The following is a 23,264-nucleotide window of genomic DNA, read 5'->3' as shown; positions in this document are numbered from 1 at the left end:
CCCTGGGTCGCTCCCTGTCAGGGCACTCAGGTCCGGCGCGGCGCGTGCGGTTTCACGCACCCGCACGGCGGCTTTCCGGGCCGCCGTCCTCCTTATCGTTGCCAGCATGCACCAGGACCCGACCTCCGCAACGACCGCCGTCGCACTCGTCGCCCCGACGACCGAACTGGCCGTCCGGCGAGCCCTCGCCGACCACGGACGGCTCGTCGTCGACGCCATGGACGTGGCGTCGATCGCCGACCTCTACGCCCTCGGGCTGACCTCGCACGCCACCGTGAACGTGATGCTCGCGGTCGAGAACGAACTCGACGTGGAGTTCCCCGACGCCGCGCTGCACCGGTCGACCTTCGCCACCATCGAGTCCATCGCCACGGCAGCGGAGACGGCGGCGTGATCACCGAGGAGCGTCCGGCGAGCGCCGGGACGACCGTCTCCGCCGTCGACCGGTTCGCCGAGCGCACCGCCCTCGTGGTCGACATCGCCGCCCGGTACGCCGACGAGGTCGATCGTGACGCCCGTCCCCCGCGCGAGGCGATCGCCGCGATGAAGGAGCACGGTCTCCTCGCCGCGGCGGTCCCGGTGGAGCACGGCGGTGAGGGGGCGACTCTCGCCGAGCTCTCCGTCATCGCGACCGAACTCGGACGTGCGTGCGCCGCGACGGCGATGGTGTTCGCGATGCACCACGGCCAGGCCATGGCGCTCTGGCGGCACGGCGGCGTGGCCCTCGGCGTCACCGCGATGATCGAGGCCGTGCGGGACGGCGCCCTCGTCGCGTCGTCGACCACCGAGCGCGGCATCGGCGGCGATGCCCGTCGGAGCACCTGCGCGATCGAGCCCGACCAGGCCGGTCGCATCCGGCTCCGCAAGGACGCCCCGGTCATCTCGTACGCGACCGAGGCCGACGCGATCCTCGTCACCGCCCGGCGCGACCTCGACGCGCCGGCGTCCGACCAGCGGCTCGTCATCGCGCTGCCGGCGGAGACCACGCTCACGCAGACCTCGACCTGGGACACGCTCGGGCTCCGCGGCACGTGCAGCAACGGCTGGGTGCTCGACACCGAGACGCACGAGGACCGCGTCCTCCGCGACGACTACGCGACGATCTCCGCCCGCACCGTCCTCCCCGTGTCGCACGTGCTCTGGGCGTCGGTGTGGCTCGGGATCGCGGCGGATGCTGCGGACCGTGCCCGTCGGGCCGTCCGCAAGCAGGCGCGTGCCGCCGTCGGGCAGACCCCTCCTGGAGCACTTCGGCTCGCCGAGCTCCTGGTCGACCTGCAGACCATGGCCGACGCCGTCCGGCACGCCGCGGCCCGGTTCGACCAGGTGGCCGACGACCCCGAGGTGCTCGAGTCGACTGCGTACGCGCTGGCCGCGAACGCGCTGAAGATCGGCTCCTCCGAGCGGGTCACCGACCTCGTCACCCAGGCGCTGCGGATCGTCGGCATCGCCGGGTTCGCCGCCACCGGGGAGCTCAGCATCGCCCGGCACCTCCGAGACGCGCACGGTGCCGCCGTGATGGTGAGCAACGACCGTCTCCTGCAGAACGACGCCGCACTGGCACTCATGACCGGAGCCATCCTGTGACCATCACCGAACCGACGACCACGACGCCGTCCGCACCCGCGTCCGACCTCGACGCCGCCCGCGCTGCGCTGCGTGCACGGCTGCTCGCCGACGGCGTGCTCATCGACCTCGGGTCGCCGGGGCTCTACGGCCGCACGGGCGTGTTCGAGCGCGTGTACACGGCGGTCGACACCGCGGCCGTGGCCAGCCAGCAGGACCTCGACGCCGAGGTCCTGCGCTTCCCGCCCGTGGAGCCGCTCGCGGCGTTCGAGCGCACCGACTACATCGCGTCCTTCCCGGACCTCGCCGCGTCGATCTCCGGCTTCACCGGTGACGACCGCACGCACCGTGCCCTGCTCGCCGCCCGCGAGCGCGGGGAGCGGTGGGAGGGCTTCCTCGAGCCGGCCGACCTGATGCTGACCCCGGCGGTCTGCCACCCGGTCTACGGGCTCGTCGGTGGCCGCGTCCCGCAGGGCGGCCGCACCTTCGACATCGTCGGCGACTCGTTCCGGCGCGAGCCCTCGCTCGACCCGATGCGGCTGCAGGCGTTCCACATGCACGAGTTCGTGCACATCGGCACGCCCGGCTCGGCCCAGCACCACCGTGACGACCGCATCCCGGTGATGCGCGCGCTGCTCGAGTCGTTCGGCCTCGAGATCGACGTCGTCCCCGCGAACGACCCGTTCTTCGGACGGGTCGGGCAGATGCTCGCCCGGAACCAGGTCGAGCAGGCGCTCAAGTTCGAGTTCGTCACGCCCGTCTACGGCCCGGAGCACCCGGCGACCGCGATCGGCTCGGCGAACCTGCACGAGGACCACTTCGGCACGTCGTTCGGCATCCGTACGGCCGACGGCGAGGTCGCGCACAGCGCCTGCGTCGCGTTCGGCCTGGAGCGCATCACGATCGCCCTCTTCGCCGCCCACGGCACCGACCCCGACGCGTGGCCGGCTCCGGTCCGCGCGGCCCTGGCCCTGTGAGCACCCACCACGGCTGGACGGGTCGCCCGGCCCTCCGCGTCGCCGTGCAGCTCCCCGTCGCGGCGCGCGCCGGCGTCGTGATCTGTCCGCCGCTCGGGCAGGAGGGCGTCATCGCGTACCGGACCCTCCGCCTGCTGGCGGACCGACTGGAGGCGCGTGGCGTGGCCTCGGTGCGGTACGACCCGTCCGGACGTGGGGACTCCGCACCCGACGGCGATCCCGACGCGCAGGTCCGGTCGGCACGTCGCGCCGCAGCGGTGCTGCGTGGTGCCGGGGTCGAGCGGATCGCGTACGTCGGTCTGGCCTCCGCCGCGCCGATCGCCGCCGCCGCGGCGTCCGACACGGACGGCCTGGTCCTCTGGGACGCGCCCGCCTCCGGCCGAGCCTGGCTCCGGAAGCAGCGAGCACTGGCGACGATCACGATCGGCGCCGACCGCGTGGTCGACGGCGTCGAGAGCCTCGTCGGCATGGACGTCGACCCCACCGAAGCTGCAGCCCTCGGCGCGCTCACCTACCGGGCGCGCACCGGCCCGACCGTCGCCCTCGTGCGCCCGGGCAGCAGCGCCCCCGCAGCGCTCGGCGACGTGTCGACGACCGAGGTCACCGGGAGCGCCGAGCTCCTGGACGGCACGAGCATGGTCGCCCGGATCCCGGGCTCCGCCGTCGACACCGTCGTGGCGTGGACGGACGCGTGGGCGCCGACGGTGGCCCTGCCGGTCCTGCCGCCGACACTCGACGAGGTCCTCGACGTGGACGCCCGCACGTCGGAGCGCATCGTCCGGATGGGCCCGGAACGGCTCTTCGCCATCGAGACCGTCACCTCCGGCCAGCACGAGGACGCCCCGGTCGTCGTGCTGCACAACGGCGCCGCCGAGCACCACGTCGGCGCGTCCGACTACCAGGTCGCCCTCGCGCGGACCCTCGCCCGCGACGGTGCCCGGGTGGTCCGGGTCGACCGCAGCGGCACCGGTGAGAGCTCCGCGGTCCACGAGGACGAGCGGTCCGCGATGTTCGCGCAGGAGTGGATCGACGACCAGCAGGCGGTGGTCGACGCCCTCGCCGTGGACTCCCGACGGCTCGTGCTCGTCGGCATGTGCGCCGGTGCGTGGCTCGCGGGGCGCTCTGCGGACGCCGCACCGCGCATGGTCCTCGAGATCAGCCCGAACGACTACCGCCGCCAGCCGGCCGCGGTGGGCGCGTACGCCGATGCCCTCCGCGCGATCGACGAACCGTCGCCGCTGCGTCTCGTGCTCCGGCGCTGGTGGAACGCCGTCGTACCCGAGTGGGTGCGCGACCGGGTCGCCCGTCGCGACCGGGTCGGCGGGGTCGTCGGACACGTCCGTCCGCTCGTCGAGCACGGCACCGACGTCGTGCTCATCGCGTCGCCCGTGGACGTCGAGCTGTTCGAGCGGCTCGGTGGTCCGCGTGCCCTCCGGCGGTGGGGCACCCGGGGCCGGACCGGCAGGGTGGAACTCGTGCGGGTGCCGGACGGCGACCACTCGCTGTTCTCCCCGGTGATGCGGCAGGCCGTGCTCACCGAGGTGCGGTCACGCGTCGCGGCGACGTTCCCCGTGCACGCCTGACCCGTCGGCGAACCCGTCGATGGCGCGCTGCGCGATCGCGACCTCGGTGGGTCCGCCGTGTCCCTCGTCCTCGACGACCTCGAGGCGGCTGCCCGGCCACGCCCGGTGCAGCAGCCACGGCGTGATGACCGGCCCGCTGACGTCACGCCGCCCGTGCACGAGCACGCCGGGGATCCCGGCGAGCTCGCCGGCGCGCCGGAGGACCTCGTCCGGACCGAGGAAGCAGTCGTTCGCCCAGTAGTGGGTGACCAGCGTGGCGAAGTTGCGCCGGTCCCGGGGATCGGTGTGCAGCTGCCCCGGGCGCCACGCCGGGTCGAGCGAGACGTGGGTCGACTCCCACGTGTCCCAGCTGTCGGCTGCGGCGTCCCGGACGGCGGGGTCGGACGAACGCAGCAGTCGGGCGTGGTGCTCGACCGGCCGCACGCCTGCCGGGACGTCGGCGGTGAACCGTGACCAGGCCTCCGGGAACACCGTCCCGACCCCCTCGGTGATCCAGTCGACCTCGCGACGGGAACCGGTGGTCACCGCGACGAGCACGACCTCGGTGACGCGCTCGGGGTGCTCCGCCCGCACCCGCGCTGGTCGAGCCCGATGATCCGGTACACCTCGGGGTCGAACCGCTGCCGGTAGCCCCCGGCGCCGAGACCGGATCCCGGGCCGCCGTGCAGGTACAGCGCCGGGCGGCCGGTCGGGTTGCCGGACTCCTCCCAGTGGATCCGGGCGCCGTCGGGGCGGTCGAGCCAGCCGTGGTCGTGGGGGTCGATGGGCGGGTGCACCCCCGGAGCCTACGACGGACGTGCGGACCCGACGAGGTCGAGCGTGCGCGCCACCGCGGTCGGGTGCTCGACGTGGGCGAAGTGCCCGCAGTCGTCGAGCAGCACCGTCCGGACGTCGGGCAGGAGGCCCCGGAGCGCCGCGAGGTCGGACACCCGGGCGAACACGTCGTCCCGCCCGGCGATCGCCGTGACCGCGCACGTCACGCCGCGCCAGCGGTCCAGGTCGTAGGCGGCCGCGGCACGAGCGGCTCCGGTGAAGCCGGCCGGACGGAGCTCGTCGACGAACGCCTCGAGCACGCTCGGGTCGAGCCGGCGCACGTGCGAGAAGACGGGAGCGGCGAGGACGGGCAGGAGGCCGATCGCCCGGAGTCCGCGCAGGAGCGGCCGTGCCGTCTCCCCGGTGATCGCGAGGCCCGCGCGCAGCAGCGTGAACGCGGGGAGCGTCAGGAGCCCGCGCACGGGGTGCCGGGACGCTCCGGCGGTCGCCACGGTCGTGCCGGAGACGAGCGCGACGGAGCGCACGCGTCCGGGTGCCACGACGGCCAGGTGCATGCCGACGAAGGCGCCCATCGAGTGGCCGACGACGTCGACGTCCGGGACCGCGAGGGCGTCGAGCACCGTGGTCAGCACCGACGCCGCCTGGTCGACCCCGAGCGGCTCGACCGGTGCCGGTGACGCGCCCCAGCCCGGCAGGTCGACGAGCACAAGACCGCGGTCGTCGATGCCGTGCGCCGCCGACAGGAGCGGGGTCCACGTGGTCCACGACCCGGCGACCCCATGCAGCAGGAGCAGCGCGGCGGGACCGGGTCGGTGGTGCACGACGACCGGGCCGACGTCCGTCGGGACGACGGTGCGCTGCAGGCCGAACCGGTCGGCGTCGGCGGTGACCGGGAACGGCGCGTACGGCTCGGCGGTGACCACCCGCGCGGGTGGGCGGTCGTCGACGGCGTGCACCGTGCCTCCGATCCGCGACGCGTCGCGCGTCGCCTCAGGAGGTGTTCGGAACGCTAGCCGACGGGGACTGGTGCGGCGCAGGCCGCCAGGCGGTCGAGCGCGGCCTTGTACTCCGTCACGTCACGGGCGACGCCCGGCTCGGAGATGATCGAGGCCTTGATGCGACCCTGCACGTCGATGACGAAGGTCGCGCGGGTGGCGAAGCCCTTGTGCTCGAGGAAGACGCCGTACTCCTTCGAGACGGCGCCGTGCGGCCAGAAGTCCGCGAGGAGCTCGAAGTCGTAGCCGTTCGATTCGGCGAACGATCGGAGCGTCGCCTTCGAGTCGACCGAGATGCCGACGAGCTCGACGCGCTGGTCCTGGAACATCGCGATGTTGTCCTGGAGGGCGCAGAGCTCGTTCGTGCAGGTCGACGAGAACGCGAGCGGGAAGAAGACCAGCGCGACCGGGCGGACGCCACGGAAGTCGCTGAGGCGGACGTGCTCCCCGAACTGGTTCGGGAGTTCGAAGTCCGGCGCGAGCGAGCCGATCTCCAGTGCCATCAGTGCGTTGCTTCTTCCTCGGGCGTGGGGTGTGCCCGGTGTCCTCGCGCACGCACGGGTCGCGTGTGCACGATCGGCAATCGTACGCCGACGTCACCCGAATGCAAGCACCTGTCCACCCACACGTCACCATCAGCCTCTCGGTCGGTGCGGGGGCCTAGAGTGGTCGGGGCCCCATCCGGTCGTGACCCGACCAACCGGTGGCCCGCCATGTCCACCACCACGAGAACGAACGAGGTCAAGGGTGACGGTGAACGACCAGGACCCGTACAGCCACGGCAGCAGCGACCAGGACCCGGAGGAGACCGCCGAATGGCGTGAGTCCCTCGACGGGCTGGTGCAGACCCACGGCCACCAGCGTGGCCGCGAGATCATGCTGAGCCTGCTCAAGCGGTCCAAGGAACTGCACCTCGGTGTGCCGATGGTCCCGACCACGGACTACGTGAACACCATCGCGCCGGAGAACGAGCCCGAGTTCCCGGGCGACGAGGAGCTCGAGCGCCGCTACCGCCGGTGGATCCGGTGGAACGCCGCGATCACCGTGCACCGCGCGCAGCGCCCCGGGATCGCGGTCGGCGGCCACATCTCGACCTACGCGTCGAGCGCCGCCATGTACGAGGTCGGCTACAACCACTTCTTCCGCGCGCAGGACCACCCGTCCGGCGGCGACCAGGTGTTCTTCCAGGGGCACGCGTCCCCCGGCATGTACGCCCGCGCCTACATGGAAGGGCGCCTCGGCGAGGACCAGCTCGACGGCTTCCGGCAGGAGAAGTCCCACGCCGGCGGCGGACTCTCGTCCTACCCGCACCCGCGCCTCATGCCGCACTTCTGGCAGTTCCCGACCGTGTCGATGGGCATCGGCCCGATCAACGCGATCTACCAGGCGCAGCAGGCGAAGTACCTCTCCAACCGCGGCATCAAGGACGCCTCCGACCAGCAGGTCTGGGCGTTCCTCGGCGACGGCGAGATGGACGAGGTCGAGTCGCGTGGACAGCTCCAGGTCGCCGCGAACGACGGCCTCGACAACCTGAACTTCGTGATCAACTGCAACCTGCAGCGTCTCGACGGTCCGGTCCGCGGCAACGGCAAGATCATCCAGGAGCTCGAGGCGTTCTTCCGCGGTGCGGGCTGGAACGTCATCAAGGTCGTCTGGGGCCGCGAGTGGGACGACCTGCTCGCCCGCGACACCGAGGGCGCGCTCCTCAACCTGATGAACCAGACGCCGGACGGCGACTACCAGACGTACAAGGCCGAGAACGGCGCGTACGTCCGCGAGAACTTCTTCGGGCGCGACCCGAAGGCGCTCGAGCTGGTCAAGGACTACACGGACGACCAGATCTGGAACCTCAAGCGCGGTGGGCACGACTACCGCAAGGTCTACGCCGCGTTCAAGGCCGCGACCGAGCACAAGGGCCAGCCGACCGTCATCCTCGCGAAGACGGTCAAGGGCTACGGCCTCGGCCCGAGCTTCGAGGGGCGCAACGCGACGCACCAGATGAAGAAGCTCACGCTCGACAACCTCAAGCAGTTCCGCGACGAGATGCGCATCCCGATCACGGACGCACAGCTCGAGGAGAACCCCTACACGCCGCCGTACTACCACCCCGGGAACGACGACGAGGCGATCCAGTACATGCACGAGCGCCGGCGTGAGCTCGGCGGGTACGTGCCGGAGCGTCGCACCAAGTACACGTCGATCACCCTCCCCGAGGACTCGAAGTACCAGGTCGTCAAGAAGGGCTCCGGCAAGCAGGAGATCGCCACCACCATGGCGTTCGCCCGACTGCTGAAGGACCTGCTCCGCTCCCCCGACTTCGGCGACCGCGTGGTGCCGATCATCCCCGACGAGGCACGCACGTTCGGCATGGACGCGTACTTCCCGACGGCGAAGATCTACAACCCGAACGGCCAGCACTACACGTCGGTCGACCGTGAGCTCCTCCTCGCCTACAAGGAGAGCCCGCAGGGACAGATCATCCACGTCGGCATCAACGAGGCGGGCGCCCTCGCGGCGTTCACCGCGGTCGGCACCTCGTACTCGACGCAGGGCGAGCCGCTCATCCCGGTCTACGTCTTCTACTCGATGTTCGGGTTCCAGCGCACCGGCGACGCCATCTGGGCCGCCGGCGACCAGATGACCCGTGGGTTCATGATCGGCGCCACCGCCGGTCGCACGACGCTCACGGGCGAAGGCCTGCAGCACGCCGACGGCCACTCGCTGCTCCTCGCGACGACGAACCCGGCCGTGGTGTCCTACGACCCCGCGTACGGCTACGAGATCGGGCACATCGTCCAGGCCGGGCTCGACCGGATGTACGGCACGAACGAGGACGGCAGCGCCAAGCACGCCGACCCGAACGTCATGTACTACCTGACGGTCTACAACGAGCCGATCGTCCAGCCGGCCGAGCCCGAGGGCATCGACGTCGACGGCATCGTCAAGGGCATGTACCTGCTCAACCGCAGCGAGCACGACGGCCCGAAGGCCCAGCTGCTCGCGTCGGGTGTCGCCGTCCCGTGGATCCTCGAGGCGCAGCAGCTCCTCGCCGAGGACTGGGGCGTGTCGGCCGACGTCTGGAGCGTCACGAGCTGGGGCGAGCTGTACCGCGACGGTCTCGCCGCGGAGCAGCACGCCTTCCTCAACCCGAACGAGGCACCGCGCACCCCGTACGTGACCGAGCGGCTGCTCGGCACCGAGGGCCCGGTCGTCGCGGTGAGCGACTTCATGCACGCCGTACAGGAGCAGATCCGCCCGTTCGTCCCGACCGACTACGCCACCCTCGGCGCCGACGGCTTCGGCTTCTCGGACACCCGTCCGGCAGCGCGCCGCTTCTTCCACATCGACGGCCCCTCGGTCGTCGTGCGGACGCTGCAGCAGCTCGCGAAGCAGGGCAAGGTCGACGGCGCGCTCGTCCAGCAGGCGATCGACAAGTACCGCCTGCACGACGTGACCGCCGGCACCACGGGCAGCGCGGGCGGCGAGAGCTGATCTGCCGGTGACGTCGGTCCGACCGGACTCCGAGAGCCAGGAGAGCGCGCGCGAGCGGGCGCTCTCCTGGCTCCGTCAGGTGTCCGGGGAACTCTCCACCGCCACCATCAAGCGGCTCGAGGACACCCTCCCCTGGTACAGCGAGATGCCTCCGGGCCGACGCTCCGCCGTGGGGCTCGTGGCCCAGGCGGGCATCACCTCGTTCATCAGCTGGCTCGAGGGCACCGCGTCGACCCCGTGGATCGCCGCGGCGGACGTCTTCGGCTCAGCGCCGCGGGAACTCCTGCGCTCGGTGAGCCTGCAGCAGACGCTCCAGCTCATCCGCGTGGTCGTCACCGTGGTCGAGGAACGCGCCAAGGACGACGAGATGCTGCAGGAGGCGATCCTCAAGTACTCGCGGGACATCGCCTTCGCGGCCGCCGACGTCTACGCCCGCGCGGCCGAGGCCCGTGGGCTGTGGGACGCCCGGCTCGAGGCCCTCGTGGTCGACTCCATCCTGTCGGGCGAGTACGACGACGAACTCCCGTCGCGCATCGCGGCCCTCGGCTGGCACGGTCACGGCGAGGTCGCGGTCCTGGTCGGCAACGCGCCGAAGCAGCTCGAGGTCGACCAGATCCGTCGCACCGCGCGGCACATGGACGCCGACGTGCTCATCGGCGTGCAGGGCTCCCGCCTCGTCGTGGTGATCGGCCGTGCCACGCCGCGCGACGACGTCCCCGAGGGCGAGGAGCCGGTCTCCTTCACCGCCATCGCCCAGGCGCTCGAGCCCTCGTTCGGCGAGGGACACCTCGTGCTCGGCAACGAGGTGCCCGGCGTGGTCGACGCGTCCACCAGCGCCAAGGGCGCCCTCGCCGGCTTCGCGGTCGCGCGGGCCTGGCGCGGTGCTCCTCGTCCGGCCCTGGCCGACGACCTGCTCCCGGAGCGGGCCCTCGCCGGTGACCCGCTCGCCCGCTCCGCCCTCGTGCAGCGCATCTACGTGCCGCTCAAGGATCAGTCGACGGAGCTCCTGCAGACGCTCTGGTGCTACCTCGACACCGGCCGGTCGCTCGAGGCCACGGCGCGCGAGCTGTTCGTGCACCCGAACACGGTGCGCTACCGGCTCCGCCGCGTGGCGGACATCATCGGGTGGGACGCCACGCACGCGCGGGACGCCCTCATCGTGCAGTCGGCGCTCATCCTCGGTGCCATGTCCGAGTCGACCGCCGGGCGGCGTCGCATCCCGCACCGCCGGTGAGCGACGTCGTATGCCGCATCGTCGCTAGGAAATGCACAATGTCGAGCGGTCATCGCTGTGGGAAGCCCACACGGGTGCGGCGCGGGCCGACGGGCAGGATTGTCCGGTGATCGTCGTCGTCGCGCCCGGACAGGGCTCCCAGACCCCCGGCTTCCTCGCCCCCTGGCTCGAGGACGCCACCGTCCGTGACCGCGTGGGGGCGTGGTCCGAGGCCATCGGCGTCGACCTCGCCGCCCACGGCACCGAGTCCGACGCCGAGACCATCAAGGACACGGCGCTCGCGCAGCCGCTCATCGTCGCCGCCGGTCTCATCACGGCCGACGCCCTGCTCGCCGACCGCCGCCGTGCCCTCGTGGGCGGGGTCGCCGGCCACTCGGTCGGCGAGTTCACCGCCGCCGGGGTCGCCGGGATCCTCGAGCCGACCGACGCCGTCGCCCTCGTCGCCGAACGCGGCCGGGCGATGGCGGACGCCGCCGCGCTCGAGCCCACGTCGATGGCCGCCGTCCTCGGTGGGGACGCCGATGCCGTCGCCGCTGCGCTCGAGGCGAACGGCCTCGTCCCCGCGAACCACAACGGCGGCGGTCAGACCGTCGTCGCCGGTCCCGCCGACGCGATCGCCGCCCTCGCCGCCGACCCGCCCGCGAAGGCCCGCGTGATCCCCCTCGCCGTGGCCGGTGCGTTCCACACCCGGTACATGGCGTCCGCCGTCGAGCGTGTCGCCCCGGTCGCCGCCGCCGCGACCGTGCAGGACCCGTCGCTGCCGATCTGGACGAACGCCGACGGTTCCCGTGTCGACGACGGTCGTCGCTTCGTCGACCTCATGGTCCAGCAGATCCAGAGCCCCGTGCACTGGGACGCCGTGATGGAGTCCTTCGCGGCCGCCGGTGTCACGGGCATCATCGAACTCGCACCCGCCGGTGCCCTCGTCGGCCTGGCGAAGCGCGGTCTGCGCGGGACGCCGACCGTCGCGATCAAGACCCCCGACGACCTGCCCGCAGCGATCGACCTGCTGCAGAGCGCGGGCCAGGAAGCAGACGCAACCGCATGACCGACGCCCCCATCCCGACCACCGCGACCGAGGGGACGGAGCCGACCCGCGCCTCCCGTCCGCTGCTGCAGCAGCGTCGCGGCCACGAGTTCACCCGCATCCTGGCCTTCGGCGCCGCCCGCGGTGAGAACGCCGTGCCGAACGACGACCTCGTCGGGCCGATCGACTCCTCCGACGAGTGGATCCGCCAGCGCACCGGGATCATCACCCGCATGCGCGCCGGCAAGGACGTCGAGGCGGTCGACCTCGCCGAGGCCGCCGCGCTCGACGCGATCGCCAAGGCTGGCCTGACGCCGGACCAGATCGGCGTCGTGCTCGTGAGCACCGTGACCCACACCGTCGCCACGCCGTCGATGGCGTCGCTGCTCGCCGAGCGCATCGGTGCCGCCCCCGCCGCGGCCTACGACATCAGCGCCGCGTGCGCCGGGTACGCGTACGGCATCGCCCAGGCGGACTCGTTCGTGAAGTCCGGCATCGCCGACCACGTGCTGGTCGTCGGTGCCGAGAAGCTCAGCGACATCGTCGACCCGACCGACCGCTCGATCTCGTTCCTGCTCGGCGACGGTGCCGGAGCGGCGATCGTCGGCCCGAGCGACTTCCCCGGGATCGCCCCGACGATCTGGGGCTCCGACGGGTCGAAGTGGGACGCGATCGGCATGACATCGACCTACAACGAGTGGGAAGCGGGGGCCGCGCGGCCGACGATACGGCAGGCCGGTCAGACCGTGTTCCGCTGGGCCGTCTGGGAGATGGTCAAGGTCGCCCGTGAGGCGCTCGAGTCCGCCGGCATCCAGCCGTCCGACCTCGCCGCGTTCGTGCCGCACCAGGCGAACATCCGCATCATCGACGAGTTCGCGAAGCAGCTCGGCCTGCCCGAGTCCGTCGTGATCGCGCGCGACATCACCACCACCGGCAACACCTCCGCGGCGAGCATCCCGCTCGCCACGCACCGCCTGCTCGAGGAGAACCCCGAGCTCTCCGGCGGCCTCGCCCTGCAGATCGGCTTCGGCGCCGGCCTCGTCTTCGGCGCCCAGGTCGTCGTCCTCCCCTAGCCCATCCCGGCCACGCACCCGCGCGGCCACCCTCCGACGAGCCTCCGGGCACGCGACCGCTGCGTGCCCTAGGCTGGTCCACGGTCAAACGACACCCCCTCAAGGAGAATCCCCATGGCCCTGTCCAACGAAGAAGTCCTCGCCGGCCTGGCCGAGCTGATCAACGACGAGACCGGCATCGCGACCGACACCGTCGCGGCCGACAAGTCGTTCACCGACGACCTCGACATCGACTCGATCTCGATGATGACCATCGTCGTCAACGCCGAAGAGAAGTTCGACGTCAAGATCCCCGACGAAGAGGTCAAGAACCTCAAGACCGTCGGCGACGCCGTCGACTACATCGTCAAGGCCCAGGCCTGACGCGAGCTTCCTGAGCGCCGCGGCCCCGGCGGACCGACCGCGGGCCGCGGCGCTCATCTCGTCCACCGGACCGACCCTCGTCGGTCCACACAGGTCCGGCGTTCGTCGGGCCGCACCGGTCCGGCGTTCGTCGGCCCGCCCCGGCTCCGTCCGGCACCGCCACGAGCGGTCGGACGTCCTCACGAAAGAACACGTCGTTCCATGACCAACAAGACCGTCGTCGTCACCGGGATCGGTGCGATCACGCCCCTCGCCGCGACCGCCCCGGACACGTGGGACGCGCTGCTCGCCGGCACGTCCGGCATCACCCGCATCGAGGACCCGCGCTACGCCGAGCTCGAGCTCCCCGTCGAGTTCGCCGGCCAGGCGCGCCGGTTCCTCACCGATCAGCTCACCCGCCCCGAGTCGAAGCGCCTCGACCCCTCGTCGCAGCTGTCGCTCGTCGCCGCGCGCGAGGCCTGGGCCGACGCCGGCATCGACGCCGAGACCGTCGTCCCCGAGCGCCTCATCGTCGACTGGGCCACCGGCATCGGCGGCGTCAACACCCTGCTCGACGCGTGGGACACCCTGCGCGAGAAGGGCCCCCGTCGCGTCCTGCCGATGACGGTCCCGATGCTCATGGCGAACGGCCCGGCCGCCGCCATCGAGATGGAGTTCGGCGCCCGCGGCGGCGCCCGCACCTACCTCTCGGCGTGCGCGTCCTCGACCGAGTCCCTCGCCGAGGCCTACCGCCACGTCGCCACCGGCGAGGCCGACATCGTCATCACCGGCGGCGCCGAGGCCGCCCTGCACCCGCTGCCCCTCGCGGCGTTCGCGTCGATGCAGGCGCTCTCCCGCCGCAACGACTCCCCCCAGACCGCATCGCGTCCGTACGACGTCACGCGCGACGGCTTCGTGCTCGCGGACGGCGCTGCGGCGCTCATCCTCGAGACCAAGGAGCACGCCGAGGCCCGCGGCGCGACGATCTACGCCGAGGTCGCCGGCGCCGGCATCACCTCGGACGCGTTCCACATCACCGCGCCGGACCCCGAGGGCAGCGCTGCCGCCCGTGCCGTCCTGCAGGCGCTCGAGCACGCCGGTGCCGCGCGCGAGGACGTCGTGCACGTCAACGCGCACGCCACCTCGACCCCGGTGGGCGACGTCGCCGAGTACCACGCCATGCGCCGGGTGTTCGGCGACCACCTCGACAACGTCGTGGTGTCCGCCACGAAGGCGTCGACGGGGCACCTCCTCGGTGGTGCCGGTGCGATCGAAGCCGCGTTCACGGCCCTCGCGCTGCACAACCGCGTCGCGCCGCCGACGATCAACCTCACCCAGCAGGACCCGGAGATCGTGATGGACGTCGCCACGGCGCCGCGCGAGCTCCCGCAGGGCGACCTGCTCGCGGTGAGCAACTCGTTCGGGTTCGGTGGGCACAACGCCGTGGTCGCGTTCCGGAGCGTCTGAGTCCGGTCCGTCGGGCCCGTCGGGTCCGTCCGTCGTGTCCGTCGGGTCCGTCCGTCGGTCCTGGAGGCCCGTCCCGCGTCGTCGGGGCGGGCCTCCGTCCGTCCCCGGTCCGGTCCGCCGCCACGAAAGCGACAGTCTGGCGGCTCGCCCCCACGTCGCTGCCGCAGAAGCGACGGTCTGCCGCCGCAACGGGGCGGCAGACCGTCGCTTTCGCGAAGCGGCGCCGGGCGGCGCCCCGGCAGCGGCTACGTCACGTCGGAGGGCGCGACCCGCGGCCGGACGCACGGACGCCGCCCCGAGGGGCGGCGTCCGTGACGGAGGATCAGGCGCGACTCAGCCGACGCGGTGCAGCCAGACGACCGGGTTGCCCTCGGCGGCGTGACGGAACGGTTCGAGTTCGTCGTCCCACGCCTGACCCAGGGCGAGTCGGAGCTCGCGGTGGAGTTCGAGGGCGTTGCTCCCCGCCACCTCCATCGCGTAGCGGACGCGGTCCTCGGGGACGACCATGTTGCCGGTGACGTCGGTCTGCGCGTAGAACACCCCGAGGTCGGGCGTGTGCATCCAGCGGCCGCCGTCCGACTCGGAGGTGGGCTCCTCAGTGACCTCGTACCGGAGGTGCTCCCAGCCGCGCAGGGCCGAGGCGATCGCCGCACCCGTGCCGACGGAACCGGTCCAGGTGAACTCGGTCCGGCGCGCGCCGTCCTGGGCGGGCTGGTCGAGCCACGAGAAGTTCACGGCACGGCTCATGGCGCGACCTGCCGCCCATTCGACGTGCGGGCAGAGCGCGCGTGGTGCGGAGTGCACGTAGAGCACCCCGGTGGTCGTTCCGTTCACGATTCCTCCGATTCGTCAGGTGCGACTTCCCCATCGACCTGAACTGGAGGTTCTCGTTTCGGAACCATCGATATCCGATTGTGATGTCCTTGCGGACACGCCCATTATGCAGGCTGCGCGCTGGGAACACCAGGCACCGCGACAGAGTCAGTGGAAGACGTGCCCCGACGCGTCGAGCGGGTGCCGCTCCCCCGCGGTGAGCGGCACCGGGATCCGGTTCTCGGCGGGCGGGATCGGGCAGGCGAACTGGTACGAGAACGCGCACGGCGGCAGGACGAGGAGGTTCCAGTCCAGCTCGACGTCGGCAGCGACACCGGGGTCGTCGAGGTACAGGAACCGGCCCATCGAGTAGGTGCTGCCGGGATCGTCCTCGGGCAGGGCGCTCGTGGCGTCCTGCACGATGAGCTGCAGCCGTTCGGCGCCTCGGAAGGCCGCGGAGCGGACCGCCACCAACCGGACCGCCGATCCGCCCAGGGTGGTCTCGACGTGTCCGGCGACCTCGAGCGGAGCGCCGGCTGCGTCGACGACGCTCGCCGCGCCTCCTGGGACACCCGGCGTGTACCTGCCGGACGTGACCCACGCGGCGGAGTGGTCGAACCGGGCGATGCGTGCGAAGCGGGCGATCGCGTCGGACGCCGGGTCCCACACGCGGAGCGTGCCGCGGGAGACGGTGCCGGCGAGGCCGTCCGGGAAGGCGACCACCGACGGGACGACCGCCTCGTCGCCGGCGACGAGCACGGTGCCGTCCACCGGGTCGCCGTCGACGACCACCCCGTCACCCGCGTCGGCGGTGACCGTCAGGCCGCCGGGTGCCGGTGCCCACTGCCCCGGGACCGGCCACACGGGCTGGGCGTGGTCGACACGCTGGGCGTTCACGAGCGCGAGCGGACCCCGAGGGCTGGTCGCCCAGCGATCACGGTCGGCGACGTGCTCGTCGAAGGCGGTCACGACTGCTCTTGGCGGGGGTAGATGACCTTCTGGACGATGATGATCACCGACGCGGCGACCGGCAGGGCCACGAGTGCGCCGAGCACCCCACCGATGGTCCCGCCCGCGACCGCTGCGATCACGACGAGGGCGCCGGGGACCTGCACGGCACGCGACATGATCCGCGGCGAGATCACGTACGCCTCGACCTGCATGTACACGAGGTAGTAGATCGCGGCGGCGAGGGCCGTCGCGGGCGAAGCGAACAGGCACAGCAGCGAGATGACGATGGCCGACGCGAGCGTGCCCACGAGCGGGATGAGCGACCCGAGGAACGCGAACGAGGCCAGCAGCACGGGCAGCGGAGCACCGATGATGAGCAGGAACACCAGGCTGAGGATGCCGTTGATGAGCGCCTGGGAGATCTGCCCGACGACGTAGCGGCCGACCGCCTGGGTGATCTGCTCGCTGACGTCGATGAAGTTCTCGCGACGCGACGCCGGGACGAAGCGGTAGGTCATCGACTTCATGCCGCGCATCGACGCGAGGAAGTAGAGCATCAGGATGATGACGATGACGGCGCCCGTGAGACCGGTCAGGATCCCGCTGCCGACCGCGAGGATCCCGCCGCCGAGGCTCAGCAGGTTGCCGGGGTTCTCGACGAAGGACTGCACGGACTGCAGCGCGTGGTCGATGTCGAACGAACCCGACAGCTGGTCCGAGAGGTTCTGCACCCACTCCTGCCTCGAGATGTCCTGCACGATGTCGGGGAAGTTCTGGATGAGGTTCGTCGCCTGCTGCACGAGGATCGGCACGACCGCGAACACCACCCCGGCGAACGCGGCGAGGACCCCGACGACCACGACGGTGATCGCCACCCAGCGCGGCACGAACCGTTCGAGGAAGGACACCAGCGGGTCGATGCCGAGCGCCAGGAACAGCGCGACGCCGACGTAGACGAGCACGGTGGAGAGCTCGTTGACGATCGCCCCCGCGACGACGGCGACGAGCACGCCGAGCGCACCCATGAAGCCGATCCGGAAGGCGTTCACGCGCACGCCGGTGCCACCACGGGTCACCTCGAACGTCACGTTGGGCGTCGGGCTGTGGTCGTCCTGTTGCTGCTGCGTGTCGCGCTTCCTCGGGAGGTGCACGCGGGGCGGGTGCGGTCGCTTGCTGTTGCTCGAACCCGCGTCGGCTTTTGACATGTAGGGCGGGCGGGACTTGAACCCGCGAATCGTTCGGTTATGAGCCGACTGCCTTGACCAGCTTGGCTACCGCCCCGTGCCGGGGACCGTCAGGCCACCGGTTCCCCACGATACAGCGACTCGAACGTCGAGAGCGTGCGGTTGATGTCGTGTGCCTCGATCATCGCCAGGCTGCGGTCGCGCATCGTGACGTAGTCCTCGTCCGACGCGGTCAGCACCGCCGTGAGCTTCGCCGCGAGGTCGTGCTCGTCACCGGGGGTGAACAGGTACCCGTTGCCGTCGATGAGGTGCGGGAGCGCCATCGAGTCCGCCGCGACGACGGGGAGGCCGGAGGCCATGCCCTCGAGCGAGGCGATGCTCTGCAGCTCGGCGGTGGAGGGCATCGCGAACACGGTCGAGTTGGTGAGCGCCTGCTGCTTGACCTCGTCCGAGACGAAGCCGAGGAACCGGACGCGGTCCTCGAGCCCGAGCTCCTTCGCCTGTTGCCGGAGCTTGGGGATCATCTCGCCGTCGCCGACGATCGTCAGCGTGGCTCCGAGCTCGGACGGCAGCAGCGCGAGGGCCTTCACGAGGACGTCGAGGTTCTTCTCGGGTGCGACCCGACCGACGAAGACGATGTCGTTGTTGGCAGGCCGCCCCTCGCGTGCGACGTACCGGGTGGCGTCGATCCCACACGAGATCGCCAGGACCCGCTGCCCGGCGATGGCCCGGCGCAGGTAGTCGGCGGCGAGGTTCGTCGGGGTCGTGATCGCGTCGGCGAGCCGGTAGGTCTTGGCGGCGTCGTTCCAGGCGATCTTCACGGCGATCGGCACCGTGCGCTTGCCGAACGGCGTGTACTCGAGGAGGTTCTCGGGCATGAAGTGGTTCGTGGCGATCACCCGGATGCCGCGCGCGTGCGCCTCGGGCACCATGCCCCGCCCGACGACGACGTGCGACTGGATGTGCAGGACGTCGGGCTGGAACGCGTCGAGGATCGGGGCGGTCCACTTCTTCACGCTCCACGGCCACACGAAGCGCAGCCACGCGTGCAGCGGCCACTTGTAGGACTTCAGGCGGTGCACGACGAGGGTCACACCGTGGAGCTCCTCGTCGAAGGTGCCGTAGTGGCGGCTCGCCGCCGGGGCGACGATCTGGACCTCGTGCCCGCGCTCGGCCAGGCCGACGGCGAGCTGCTCGGCGAAGGTCGCGGCTCCGTTGACGTCGGGTGCGAAGGTGTCCGCTGCGATGAGGACGCGCAGCGGTCGTCGACCGCCCGTCGCACCCGTCGGTCCGGCGGTGGCGGTGGTGGCGTCGTCTGACACGGCTGGCGTCGTCCTCTCGTGGGCGATTGCTGGTCGTTCGACGACGCTACCGCACGCCGCTCGGGCAGCGCGTCCGCCTCGCGGTGGACTCCGTCACCCCACGGGACGACGGCTCAGGAGCGGGTCTGCGGGTGGTGCTTGGCGAGGAGGAACACCCCGGTGATCGCGATCGCGGCGGCGACGACGAAGCCGAAGACGGCGAAGACCGGGGCGCCGGCGGCCTCGCCGAGGACGATCACCCCGATGCCGACGGCGACGATCGGGTCGATGACCGTCAGCCCGGCGATCACGAGGTCGGCCGACCCGCTCGAGTACGCGTTCTGCACGAAGTACCCGCCCAGCGAGGCGGCGACGACCACCCCGACGATCGCGAGCACCGTCAGCCAGTCGAACGTGCCGTTCACGAACCGGTTGAGCACGACCTTGGCCAGCGTCGCGACGAACCCGTAGAGGACGCCGGCGCCGACGATGTAGTACAGCGCGTTCTTGTGCTTCGCGACGAGGCGGAACGACACCAGCACGAGCACCAGCACCACGGCCAGGATCACGAGCACGGTGACGAGCTGTCGGCTCGTGATCGCGCTCTCGTGCCCGACGAAGGCCGCGATGCCGACGAAGATGCCGACGCCGACGATGCACGTCCAGACCGCTCGCCGTGCCCGACGGCCGAGCGGCACCCCGGAGGACCGCGACGAGAACCAGGTCGTGATCACGAGGGCCACGGCGCCGAGCGGTTGCACGACGATGAGCGGCGCGTACGTGATGCTCACCAGCTGCAGGACCACGGCGATGCCGAGCATGAGCGTGCCGAGCACCCAGTAGCCGCTCGAGACCAGCCCGACGACGTGTCGGACGCTGAGGCCCTTCGACTGCCGACCGAGCCGCGCTTCCACCCGCTGCACCCCGCGGCTCTGGAACTGCGCCCCCAGTGAGAGGAACACGGCCCCGATGAGCGCGACGGGGATCATGAGCGCCTGGAACGGCGTGAGGTTCACCGCGTCGGGCAGCTGGAGGTCCGTCGTCACGCGTCGAGGCTACCGTTCCCCGCCGGATAACCTGGGTGAATGGCCGTTCTCCCGATCCGCATCACCGGCGAACCCGTCCTGCACGAGCGTGCAGCCGAGGTCACCGACTTCGACGACGACCTGCGATCGCTGGTCGCCGACATGTTCGAGACGATGGACCTCGCACCCGGGGTCGGACTGGCCGGCCCGCAGGTCGGCGTCGGCAAGCGGCTGTTCGTGTACTCATGGACCGATGATGACGAGGTCCTGCACCGCGGCGTCGCGGTGAACCCCGTCCTGTGGACGACCCCCGCCGTTCCCGAGGCTGTGGAGGAGCTCGACGAGGACGAGGAGTCCGAGGGCTGCCTCTCGGTCCCGGGCGAACGGTTCCCGCTCCGCCGCTCCGAGGGCGCGCTGCTCCGTGCCGTCGACGAGCACGGCACGCCGTTCGAGGTCGAGGCCCACGGCTGGCTCGCCCGCATCTTCCAGCACGAGTACGACCACCTCGACGGGTACCTCTACGCGGACCGGCTCGTGCACCCGTACGGCAAGCAGGTCGCGAAGGCCATCAGGAAGAACAGCTGGGGCGGCCCGGGCAAGTCCTGGCTGCCCGGGCGCGACCACCCCGAGGGCTGACGGCGGCGGACCTAGTCGGCTCGGGCCCGGTCAGCGGGGACGCAAGGCGAGGGCCCGGTCAGCGGGGACGCACGGCGAGGGCCCAGGAGGCGCGGCTCACCCCCGCCAGGCAGCGATCGCGTCCCGCAGGTGCTCGGTCTCCGGATGCCCCGGGCAGTACTCGAGCAGACCGGCCGCGACGTGCGCCTCGGCCGACGAGTCGACGGAGGCCGCCCACGGCCCGGTCCCCCGCACCGCGCAGGTGGTCGCGAGTTCCTCAAGCGTGGCGTCCCCCTCGGCGGCGTCGACCGCGGAGCGCTGCTGCGTCGACATCTCGGTGCCGGTGATCCGCTGCGCCCGGCAGTCGGTGCGCTCGTCGTCCCACACGGCGGAGTAGGTCGTGTACGTCTCGGAGCGGTCCGACGTCCCCACGTCGCAGACGAACGCGAAGACGATCGGTGCCGTGCCGGACACCGCGACGCCCGAGGTGGCGGTGGTGTCGAGCGAGTCGCCCGGCTCGGACTCCGCGCCGGTCGTGCACCCCACGAGGCCGATCGCCGCGGCCGCGACGACGCCCGCGGCGAGGGCTCGGCGCACGGTGATCACCTGTGAACGCTAACAGCTTCCGGCCATGCGTCCGCTGCGAGCTCCGACGCCACGCAAAAGGCCCCCACCCGAAGGTGAGGGCCGTGCTGCTCCCCGAGTTGGACTCGAACCAACAACCTGCCGGTTAACAGCCGGCTGCTCTGCCAATTGAGCTATCGAGGATCACTGTCCGCTGGCGAATGTCGTGCGAACAACGGGTAACAGCATAGCAGCACCCGGGAGCGACCCCGCGCATCCGCCACGCATCCCGGGCGTGCCGCGCTCAGTACCCCGCGACCGGGTCGACCACGCCGACGAAGCCCTCGCCGGCCCCGCCGAGGAACGCCACGGTGTTCACCCGCACGCGCTCGGCCAGCAGCGGCGCCACCATCTCCGGCGTGTCGGCCTGGTGCGGCGTGATGATCGCGCCCGGCTCGTCCCAGAGCGGGTGTCCGTCCGGCAACGGCTCCGGGTCGGTGACGTCGAGTCCGGCCGCCGCGATCGCACCGCTGCGCAGGGCGTCCACGAGCGCGGCGGTGTCGACCAGTCCCCCGCGGGCGATGTTCACGAGCCGTGCCGACGGCTTCATGATCGCGAACTGCGCGGGCCCGAACAGCTTCGCGGTCCCCGAGGTCATCGCCGCGGCGATCATGACCACGTCGGCATCGGGCAGGACGTCGTCGAGCTGGTCGGTCGTGACGGTCCGGTCCGCCCCGGGCACCGGCGAGGACGACCGGCGCACCACGGTGACCGAGACCTCGAACGGCGCGAGCAGGCGGATGTACTCCAGCGCGATGCCACCCGCGCCGATGACGACCACGTTCCGGCCGTAGAGCGAGACACCCTCGGGCTCGGTCGCCCACGACCGCGCACGGGCACGCTTCTGCAGCACCCGCAGCGTCCCGAGCGTCAGTGCGAGGGCGTGCTCGGCGACGGGCTCGGCGTACGCGCCCTTGGCCGAGGTGAACAGCACCCGGTCGCCGTGCTCGGCGATCAGCGACGCGAAGGCGTCGACGCCGGCGAACGGTAGCTGGACCCAGCCGATGGACGGTGCGCCGTCGAGCGCGTCGGCGAGTCCCGCGGGATCGCGAGGGTCGAGCCACACGAGTCCGGCGGTGTCCGCCCCGAGCGGCGCGACGGTCCCACCGGCTGCGGCGACGGCGTCCTCGTGGAGGGCGGTGCCGTCCCCGGCGGGCAGGATCGCGATCGGTCCGGCGGTCGGCGGGGCGACCGGCAGTTCGACACCCGCGTCGGTCACCACTGCCCGGTGCCCGCGCGCGCCCGACGACGAAGACGTACCCGAGGACGCACCCGTACTCATGCGTTCTCCTGCCGCTCCGCGCGCGGACCGGTGCCGGCGGCGACCGGCCGACGCGGCGCCGAGGACCGACGGGGCGCGGCCGACGCCGGCTGCCGACGCTTCACCGGACGGGCCGCCGTCGACGCGAGCGTCTTGACGTAGGGGTCGACGGGGTTGTCGAGGACCTCGTCGAAGGTGCCGAGGCCGACGAGCCGGCTCTCGGCCATGATCGCCACCCGGTCGGCCAGTGCCCGGGCCTCGCGCAGGTCGCTCGACACCACGACCGCCGAGAACTGCCGGTTCCGCTGCAGGGTCGCCAGCGCCTCGAGCACCGACTGCCGCACGAGCACGTCCACGCCGCGGGCGGGTTCGTCGGCGACGAGCAGCTGGGGCTCGAGCACGAGCGCCTTCGCGAGGGCGACGCGCTGCCGCTGCCCGCTCGAGAGCTCCCACGTGTTGAGCCGCATCACCCCGAGCGGCAGGTGCACGGCGTCGACCAGGCGGGCGACGATGAGGCCGGCTTCCTTGCGGTCGAACCGGCGGTCACGTGCGTAGATCGGTTCCGCGATCGCCTCGCCGACGGTGAGGTCCGGGCTGAGCCGGTCCGCGCCGTCCTGCGGCAGGTAGCCGATGCGGCCACTCAGCCGCTCGAGCTTGCGGGACGTCGGTCGGAGCCCACGCGTCTTCTGCCCGAGGACCGTGAGTTCGCCCCCGACGATGTGCCGACGGTGGGCGCCGTCGCCCTCGCCGGTGGTGCCGAGCTGGCCGGCGATCGCCGCGGCGAACGTCGACTTGCCGGACCCGGACTCGCCGAGCACGGCCAGGATCTCCCCCTGACGGACCGTGAGGCTCACGCCGTCGACGGCCCGGATCGCATCCGTCCCCCGTCCGCTCCGGTACTCGATCGACACGTCGTCCGCGACGACCGCCGGTCCGTTGACCGCGATCATGGGTCCCCTTCCA

At 72.0% G+C, this 23,264-nt stretch carries 23 protein-coding genes and 2 tRNA genes; 11 read left to right on the top strand and 14 right to left on the bottom strand.

Annotated elements, in window-relative coordinates:
* Positions 1-106 precede the first annotated feature (106 nt).
* The 4 genes from ACIPEP_RS16465 to ACIPEP_RS16450 are packed head-to-tail and all read left to right on the top strand — an operon-like array spanning position 107 to position 4,123.
* On the top strand, positions 107-394 hold the full coding sequence (locus tag ACIPEP_RS16465; RefSeq protein ID WP_402717846.1) for an acyl carrier protein: 288 nt from the start codon (positions 107-109) through the stop codon (positions 392-394).
* Positions 391-1,584, top strand: a complete 1,194-nt coding sequence (locus ACIPEP_RS16460; protein ID WP_139201860.1) for an acyl-CoA dehydrogenase family protein — start codon at positions 391-393, stop codon at positions 1,582-1,584. Before ACIPEP_RS16465 ends, ACIPEP_RS16460 begins: the two co-directional genes overlap by 4 nt.
* Positions 1,581-2,540: an amino acid--[acyl-carrier-protein] ligase gene (locus ACIPEP_RS16455; protein ID WP_402717845.1), complete on the top strand. Its 960-nt coding sequence runs from the start codon at positions 1,581-1,583 to the stop codon at positions 2,538-2,540. Before ACIPEP_RS16460 ends, ACIPEP_RS16455 begins: the two co-directional genes overlap by 4 nt.
* On the top strand, positions 2,537-4,123 hold the full coding sequence (locus ACIPEP_RS16450) for an alpha/beta hydrolase (protein WP_402717844.1): 1,587 nt from the start codon (positions 2,537-2,539) through the stop codon (positions 4,121-4,123). Before ACIPEP_RS16455 ends, ACIPEP_RS16450 begins: the two co-directional genes overlap by 4 nt.
* Here the strand turns inward: ACIPEP_RS16450 and ACIPEP_RS16445 are convergent.
* Genes ACIPEP_RS16445 through ACIPEP_RS16430 form a run of 4 tightly spaced genes read right to left on the bottom strand, consistent with a single transcriptional unit; the run spans position 4,088 to position 6,395 of the window.
* On the bottom strand, positions 4,088-4,696 hold the full coding sequence (locus ACIPEP_RS16445; RefSeq protein ID WP_402717843.1) for a hypothetical protein: 609 nt from the start codon (positions 4,694-4,696) through the stop codon (positions 4,088-4,090). The genes ACIPEP_RS16450 and ACIPEP_RS16445 overlap by 36 nt on opposite strands.
* Positions 4,645-4,899, bottom strand: a complete 255-nt coding sequence (locus ACIPEP_RS16440; protein WP_402717842.1) for a hypothetical protein — start codon at positions 4,897-4,899, stop codon at positions 4,645-4,647. Before ACIPEP_RS16440 ends, ACIPEP_RS16445 begins: the two co-directional genes overlap by 52 nt.
* 9 nt (positions 4,900-4,908) lie before the next feature.
* Positions 4,909-5,853, bottom strand: a complete 945-nt coding sequence (locus tag ACIPEP_RS16435) for an alpha/beta fold hydrolase (protein WP_402717841.1) — start codon at positions 5,851-5,853, stop codon at positions 4,909-4,911.
* Between the two features lie 53 nt (positions 5,854-5,906).
* Complete coding sequence (locus tag ACIPEP_RS16430) at positions 5,907-6,395, bottom strand: peroxiredoxin (RefSeq protein WP_070418722.1); 489 nt, start codon at positions 6,393-6,395, stop codon at positions 5,907-5,909.
* Between the two features lie 244 nt (positions 6,396-6,639).
* Here ACIPEP_RS16430 and aceE point away from each other — a divergent pair, with 244 nt between their 5' ends.
* The 6 genes from aceE (at position 6,640) to ACIPEP_RS16400 (ending at position 14,527) form a co-directional block, all read left to right on the top strand.
* Positions 6,640-9,384, top strand: coding sequence for a pyruvate dehydrogenase (acetyl-transferring), homodimeric type (gene aceE / locus ACIPEP_RS16425; protein ID WP_402717840.1), 2,745 nt, complete (start codon positions 6,640-6,642; stop codon positions 9,382-9,384).
* Positions 9,385-9,391: 7 nt separating this feature from the next.
* Entirely contained in the window at positions 9,392-10,618 is a 1,227-nt protein-coding gene (locus ACIPEP_RS16420) for a CdaR family transcriptional regulator (RefSeq protein ID WP_070418720.1), read from the top strand.
* Between the two features lie 106 nt (positions 10,619-10,724).
* Positions 10,725-11,666 (top strand): ACP S-malonyltransferase, encoded by a 942-nt coding sequence (locus ACIPEP_RS16415; RefSeq protein WP_402717839.1) that lies wholly within the window; start codon positions 10,725-10,727, stop codon positions 11,664-11,666.
* A complete protein-coding gene (locus tag ACIPEP_RS16410) occupies positions 11,663-12,718 on the top strand; it encodes a beta-ketoacyl-ACP synthase III (protein ID WP_070418718.1) in 1,056 nt (351 codons plus the stop codon). The genes ACIPEP_RS16415 and ACIPEP_RS16410 overlap by 4 nt, the downstream gene beginning before the upstream one ends.
* Before the next feature lie 114 nt (positions 12,719-12,832).
* Positions 12,833-13,081 carry an acyl carrier protein gene (locus ACIPEP_RS16405; protein ID WP_022903951.1) on the top strand — a complete coding sequence of 83 codons (249 nt, stop codon included), beginning with the start codon at positions 12,833-12,835 and terminating at the stop codon, positions 13,079-13,081.
* Positions 13,082-13,282: 201 nt separating this feature from the next.
* The gene (locus ACIPEP_RS16400; protein WP_070418717.1) at positions 13,283-14,527 is read left to right on the top strand and encodes a beta-ketoacyl synthase; all 1,245 of its coding nucleotides are present in this window, start codon (positions 13,283-13,285) and stop codon (positions 14,525-14,527) included.
* Positions 14,528-14,860: 333 nt separating this feature from the next.
* On the opposite strand, the gene ACIPEP_RS16395 is transcribed toward ACIPEP_RS16400, so the two are convergent.
* The 6 genes from ACIPEP_RS16395 to ACIPEP_RS16370 all read right to left on the bottom strand — a co-directional run bounded on the left by ACIPEP_RS16395 (position 14,861) and on the right by ACIPEP_RS16370 (position 19,822).
* On the bottom strand, positions 14,861-15,340 hold the full coding sequence (locus tag ACIPEP_RS16395) for a DUF3145 domain-containing protein (RefSeq protein WP_083295326.1): 480 nt from the start codon (positions 15,338-15,340) through the stop codon (positions 14,861-14,863).
* A gap of 168 nt (positions 15,341-15,508) precedes the next feature.
* Positions 15,509-16,309 carry a DUF1684 domain-containing protein gene (locus ACIPEP_RS16390; RefSeq protein WP_402717838.1) on the bottom strand — a complete coding sequence of 267 codons (801 nt, stop codon included), beginning with the start codon at positions 16,307-16,309 and terminating at the stop codon, positions 15,509-15,511.
* Positions 16,306-17,442 (bottom strand): AI-2E family transporter, encoded by a 1,137-nt coding sequence (locus ACIPEP_RS16385; protein WP_229085312.1) that lies wholly within the window; start codon positions 17,440-17,442, stop codon positions 16,306-16,308. Before ACIPEP_RS16385 ends, ACIPEP_RS16390 begins: the two co-directional genes overlap by 4 nt.
* A 55-nt stretch (positions 17,443-17,497) precedes the next feature.
* Positions 17,498-17,572 (bottom strand) — tRNA-Ile (locus ACIPEP_RS16380).
* Between the two features lie 13 nt (positions 17,573-17,585).
* Positions 17,586-18,797, bottom strand: coding sequence for a glycosyltransferase (locus ACIPEP_RS16375; protein ID WP_071301896.1), 1,212 nt, complete (start codon positions 18,795-18,797; stop codon positions 17,586-17,588).
* A 113-nt stretch (positions 18,798-18,910) separates the two neighbouring features.
* Positions 18,911-19,822, bottom strand: coding sequence for a DMT family transporter (locus ACIPEP_RS16370; RefSeq protein WP_175473624.1), 912 nt, complete (start codon positions 19,820-19,822; stop codon positions 18,911-18,913).
* 39 nt (positions 19,823-19,861) lie between these two features.
* Between ACIPEP_RS16370 and def the strand changes: the two genes are divergently transcribed.
* Entirely contained in the window at positions 19,862-20,437 is a 576-nt protein-coding gene (gene def, locus ACIPEP_RS16365; RefSeq protein ID WP_071294837.1) for a peptide deformylase, read from the top strand.
* Positions 20,438-20,533: 96 nt separating this feature from the next.
* Here def and ACIPEP_RS16360 read toward each other — a convergent pair whose 3' ends face one another.
* The 4 genes from ACIPEP_RS16360 to ACIPEP_RS16345 form a co-directional block, all read right to left on the bottom strand.
* Positions 20,534-21,022, bottom strand: a complete 489-nt coding sequence (locus ACIPEP_RS16360) for a hypothetical protein (RefSeq protein WP_070418713.1) — start codon at positions 21,020-21,022, stop codon at positions 20,534-20,536.
* A gap of 89 nt (positions 21,023-21,111) precedes the next feature.
* A tRNA-Asn gene (locus ACIPEP_RS16355) sits at positions 21,112-21,184 on the bottom strand.
* Between the two features lie 100 nt (positions 21,185-21,284).
* Positions 21,285-22,322, bottom strand: coding sequence for a D-isomer specific 2-hydroxyacid dehydrogenase family protein (locus tag ACIPEP_RS16350; protein WP_402717837.1), 1,038 nt, complete (start codon positions 22,320-22,322; stop codon positions 21,285-21,287).
* On the bottom strand, positions 22,319-23,251 hold the full coding sequence (locus ACIPEP_RS16345) for an ATP-binding cassette domain-containing protein (protein WP_070418712.1): 933 nt from the start codon (positions 23,249-23,251) through the stop codon (positions 22,319-22,321). The genes ACIPEP_RS16350 and ACIPEP_RS16345 overlap by 4 nt, the downstream gene beginning before the upstream one ends.
* Positions 23,252-23,264: the final 13 nt, after the last annotated feature.

The sequence above is a fragment of the Curtobacterium sp. NPDC087082 genome, from assembly GCF_044745045.1.
GTDB lineage: Bacteria > Actinomycetota > Actinomycetes > Actinomycetales > Microbacteriaceae > Curtobacterium.
Note: the sequence above shows the minus strand (reverse complement) of the source record. Positions and strands in the feature narration are given on the sequence as shown.

What these genes read in the sequence shown, in the direction of transcription:
- ACIPEP_RS16465 (WP_402717846.1), top strand. Translation starts at nt 107, where the DNA reads ATGCACCAGGACCCGACCTCCGCAACGACCGCCGTCGCACTCGTCGCC.
- ACIPEP_RS16430 (WP_070418722.1), bottom strand. Translation starts at nt 6,395, where the DNA reads ATGGCACTGGAGATCGGCTCGCTCGCGCCGGACTTCGAACTCCCGAAC.
- ACIPEP_RS16410 (WP_070418718.1), top strand. Translation starts at nt 11,663, where the DNA reads ATGACCGACGCCCCCATCCCGACCACCGCGACCGAGGGGACGGAGCCG.
- ACIPEP_RS16405 (WP_022903951.1), top strand. Translation starts at nt 12,833, where the DNA reads ATGGCCCTGTCCAACGAAGAAGTCCTCGCCGGCCTGGCCGAGCTGATC.
- ACIPEP_RS16400 (WP_070418717.1), top strand. Translation starts at nt 13,283, where the DNA reads ATGACCAACAAGACCGTCGTCGTCACCGGGATCGGTGCGATCACGCCC.
- def (WP_071294837.1), top strand. Translation starts at nt 19,862, where the DNA reads ATGGCCGTTCTCCCGATCCGCATCACCGGCGAACCCGTCCTGCACGAG.
- ACIPEP_RS16350 (WP_402717837.1), bottom strand. Translation starts at nt 22,322, where the DNA reads ATGAGTACGGGTGCGTCCTCGGGTACGTCTTCGTCGTCGGGCGCGCGC.
- ACIPEP_RS16345 (WP_070418712.1), bottom strand. Translation starts at nt 23,251, where the DNA reads ATGATCGCGGTCAACGGACCGGCGGTCGTCGCGGACGACGTGTCGATC.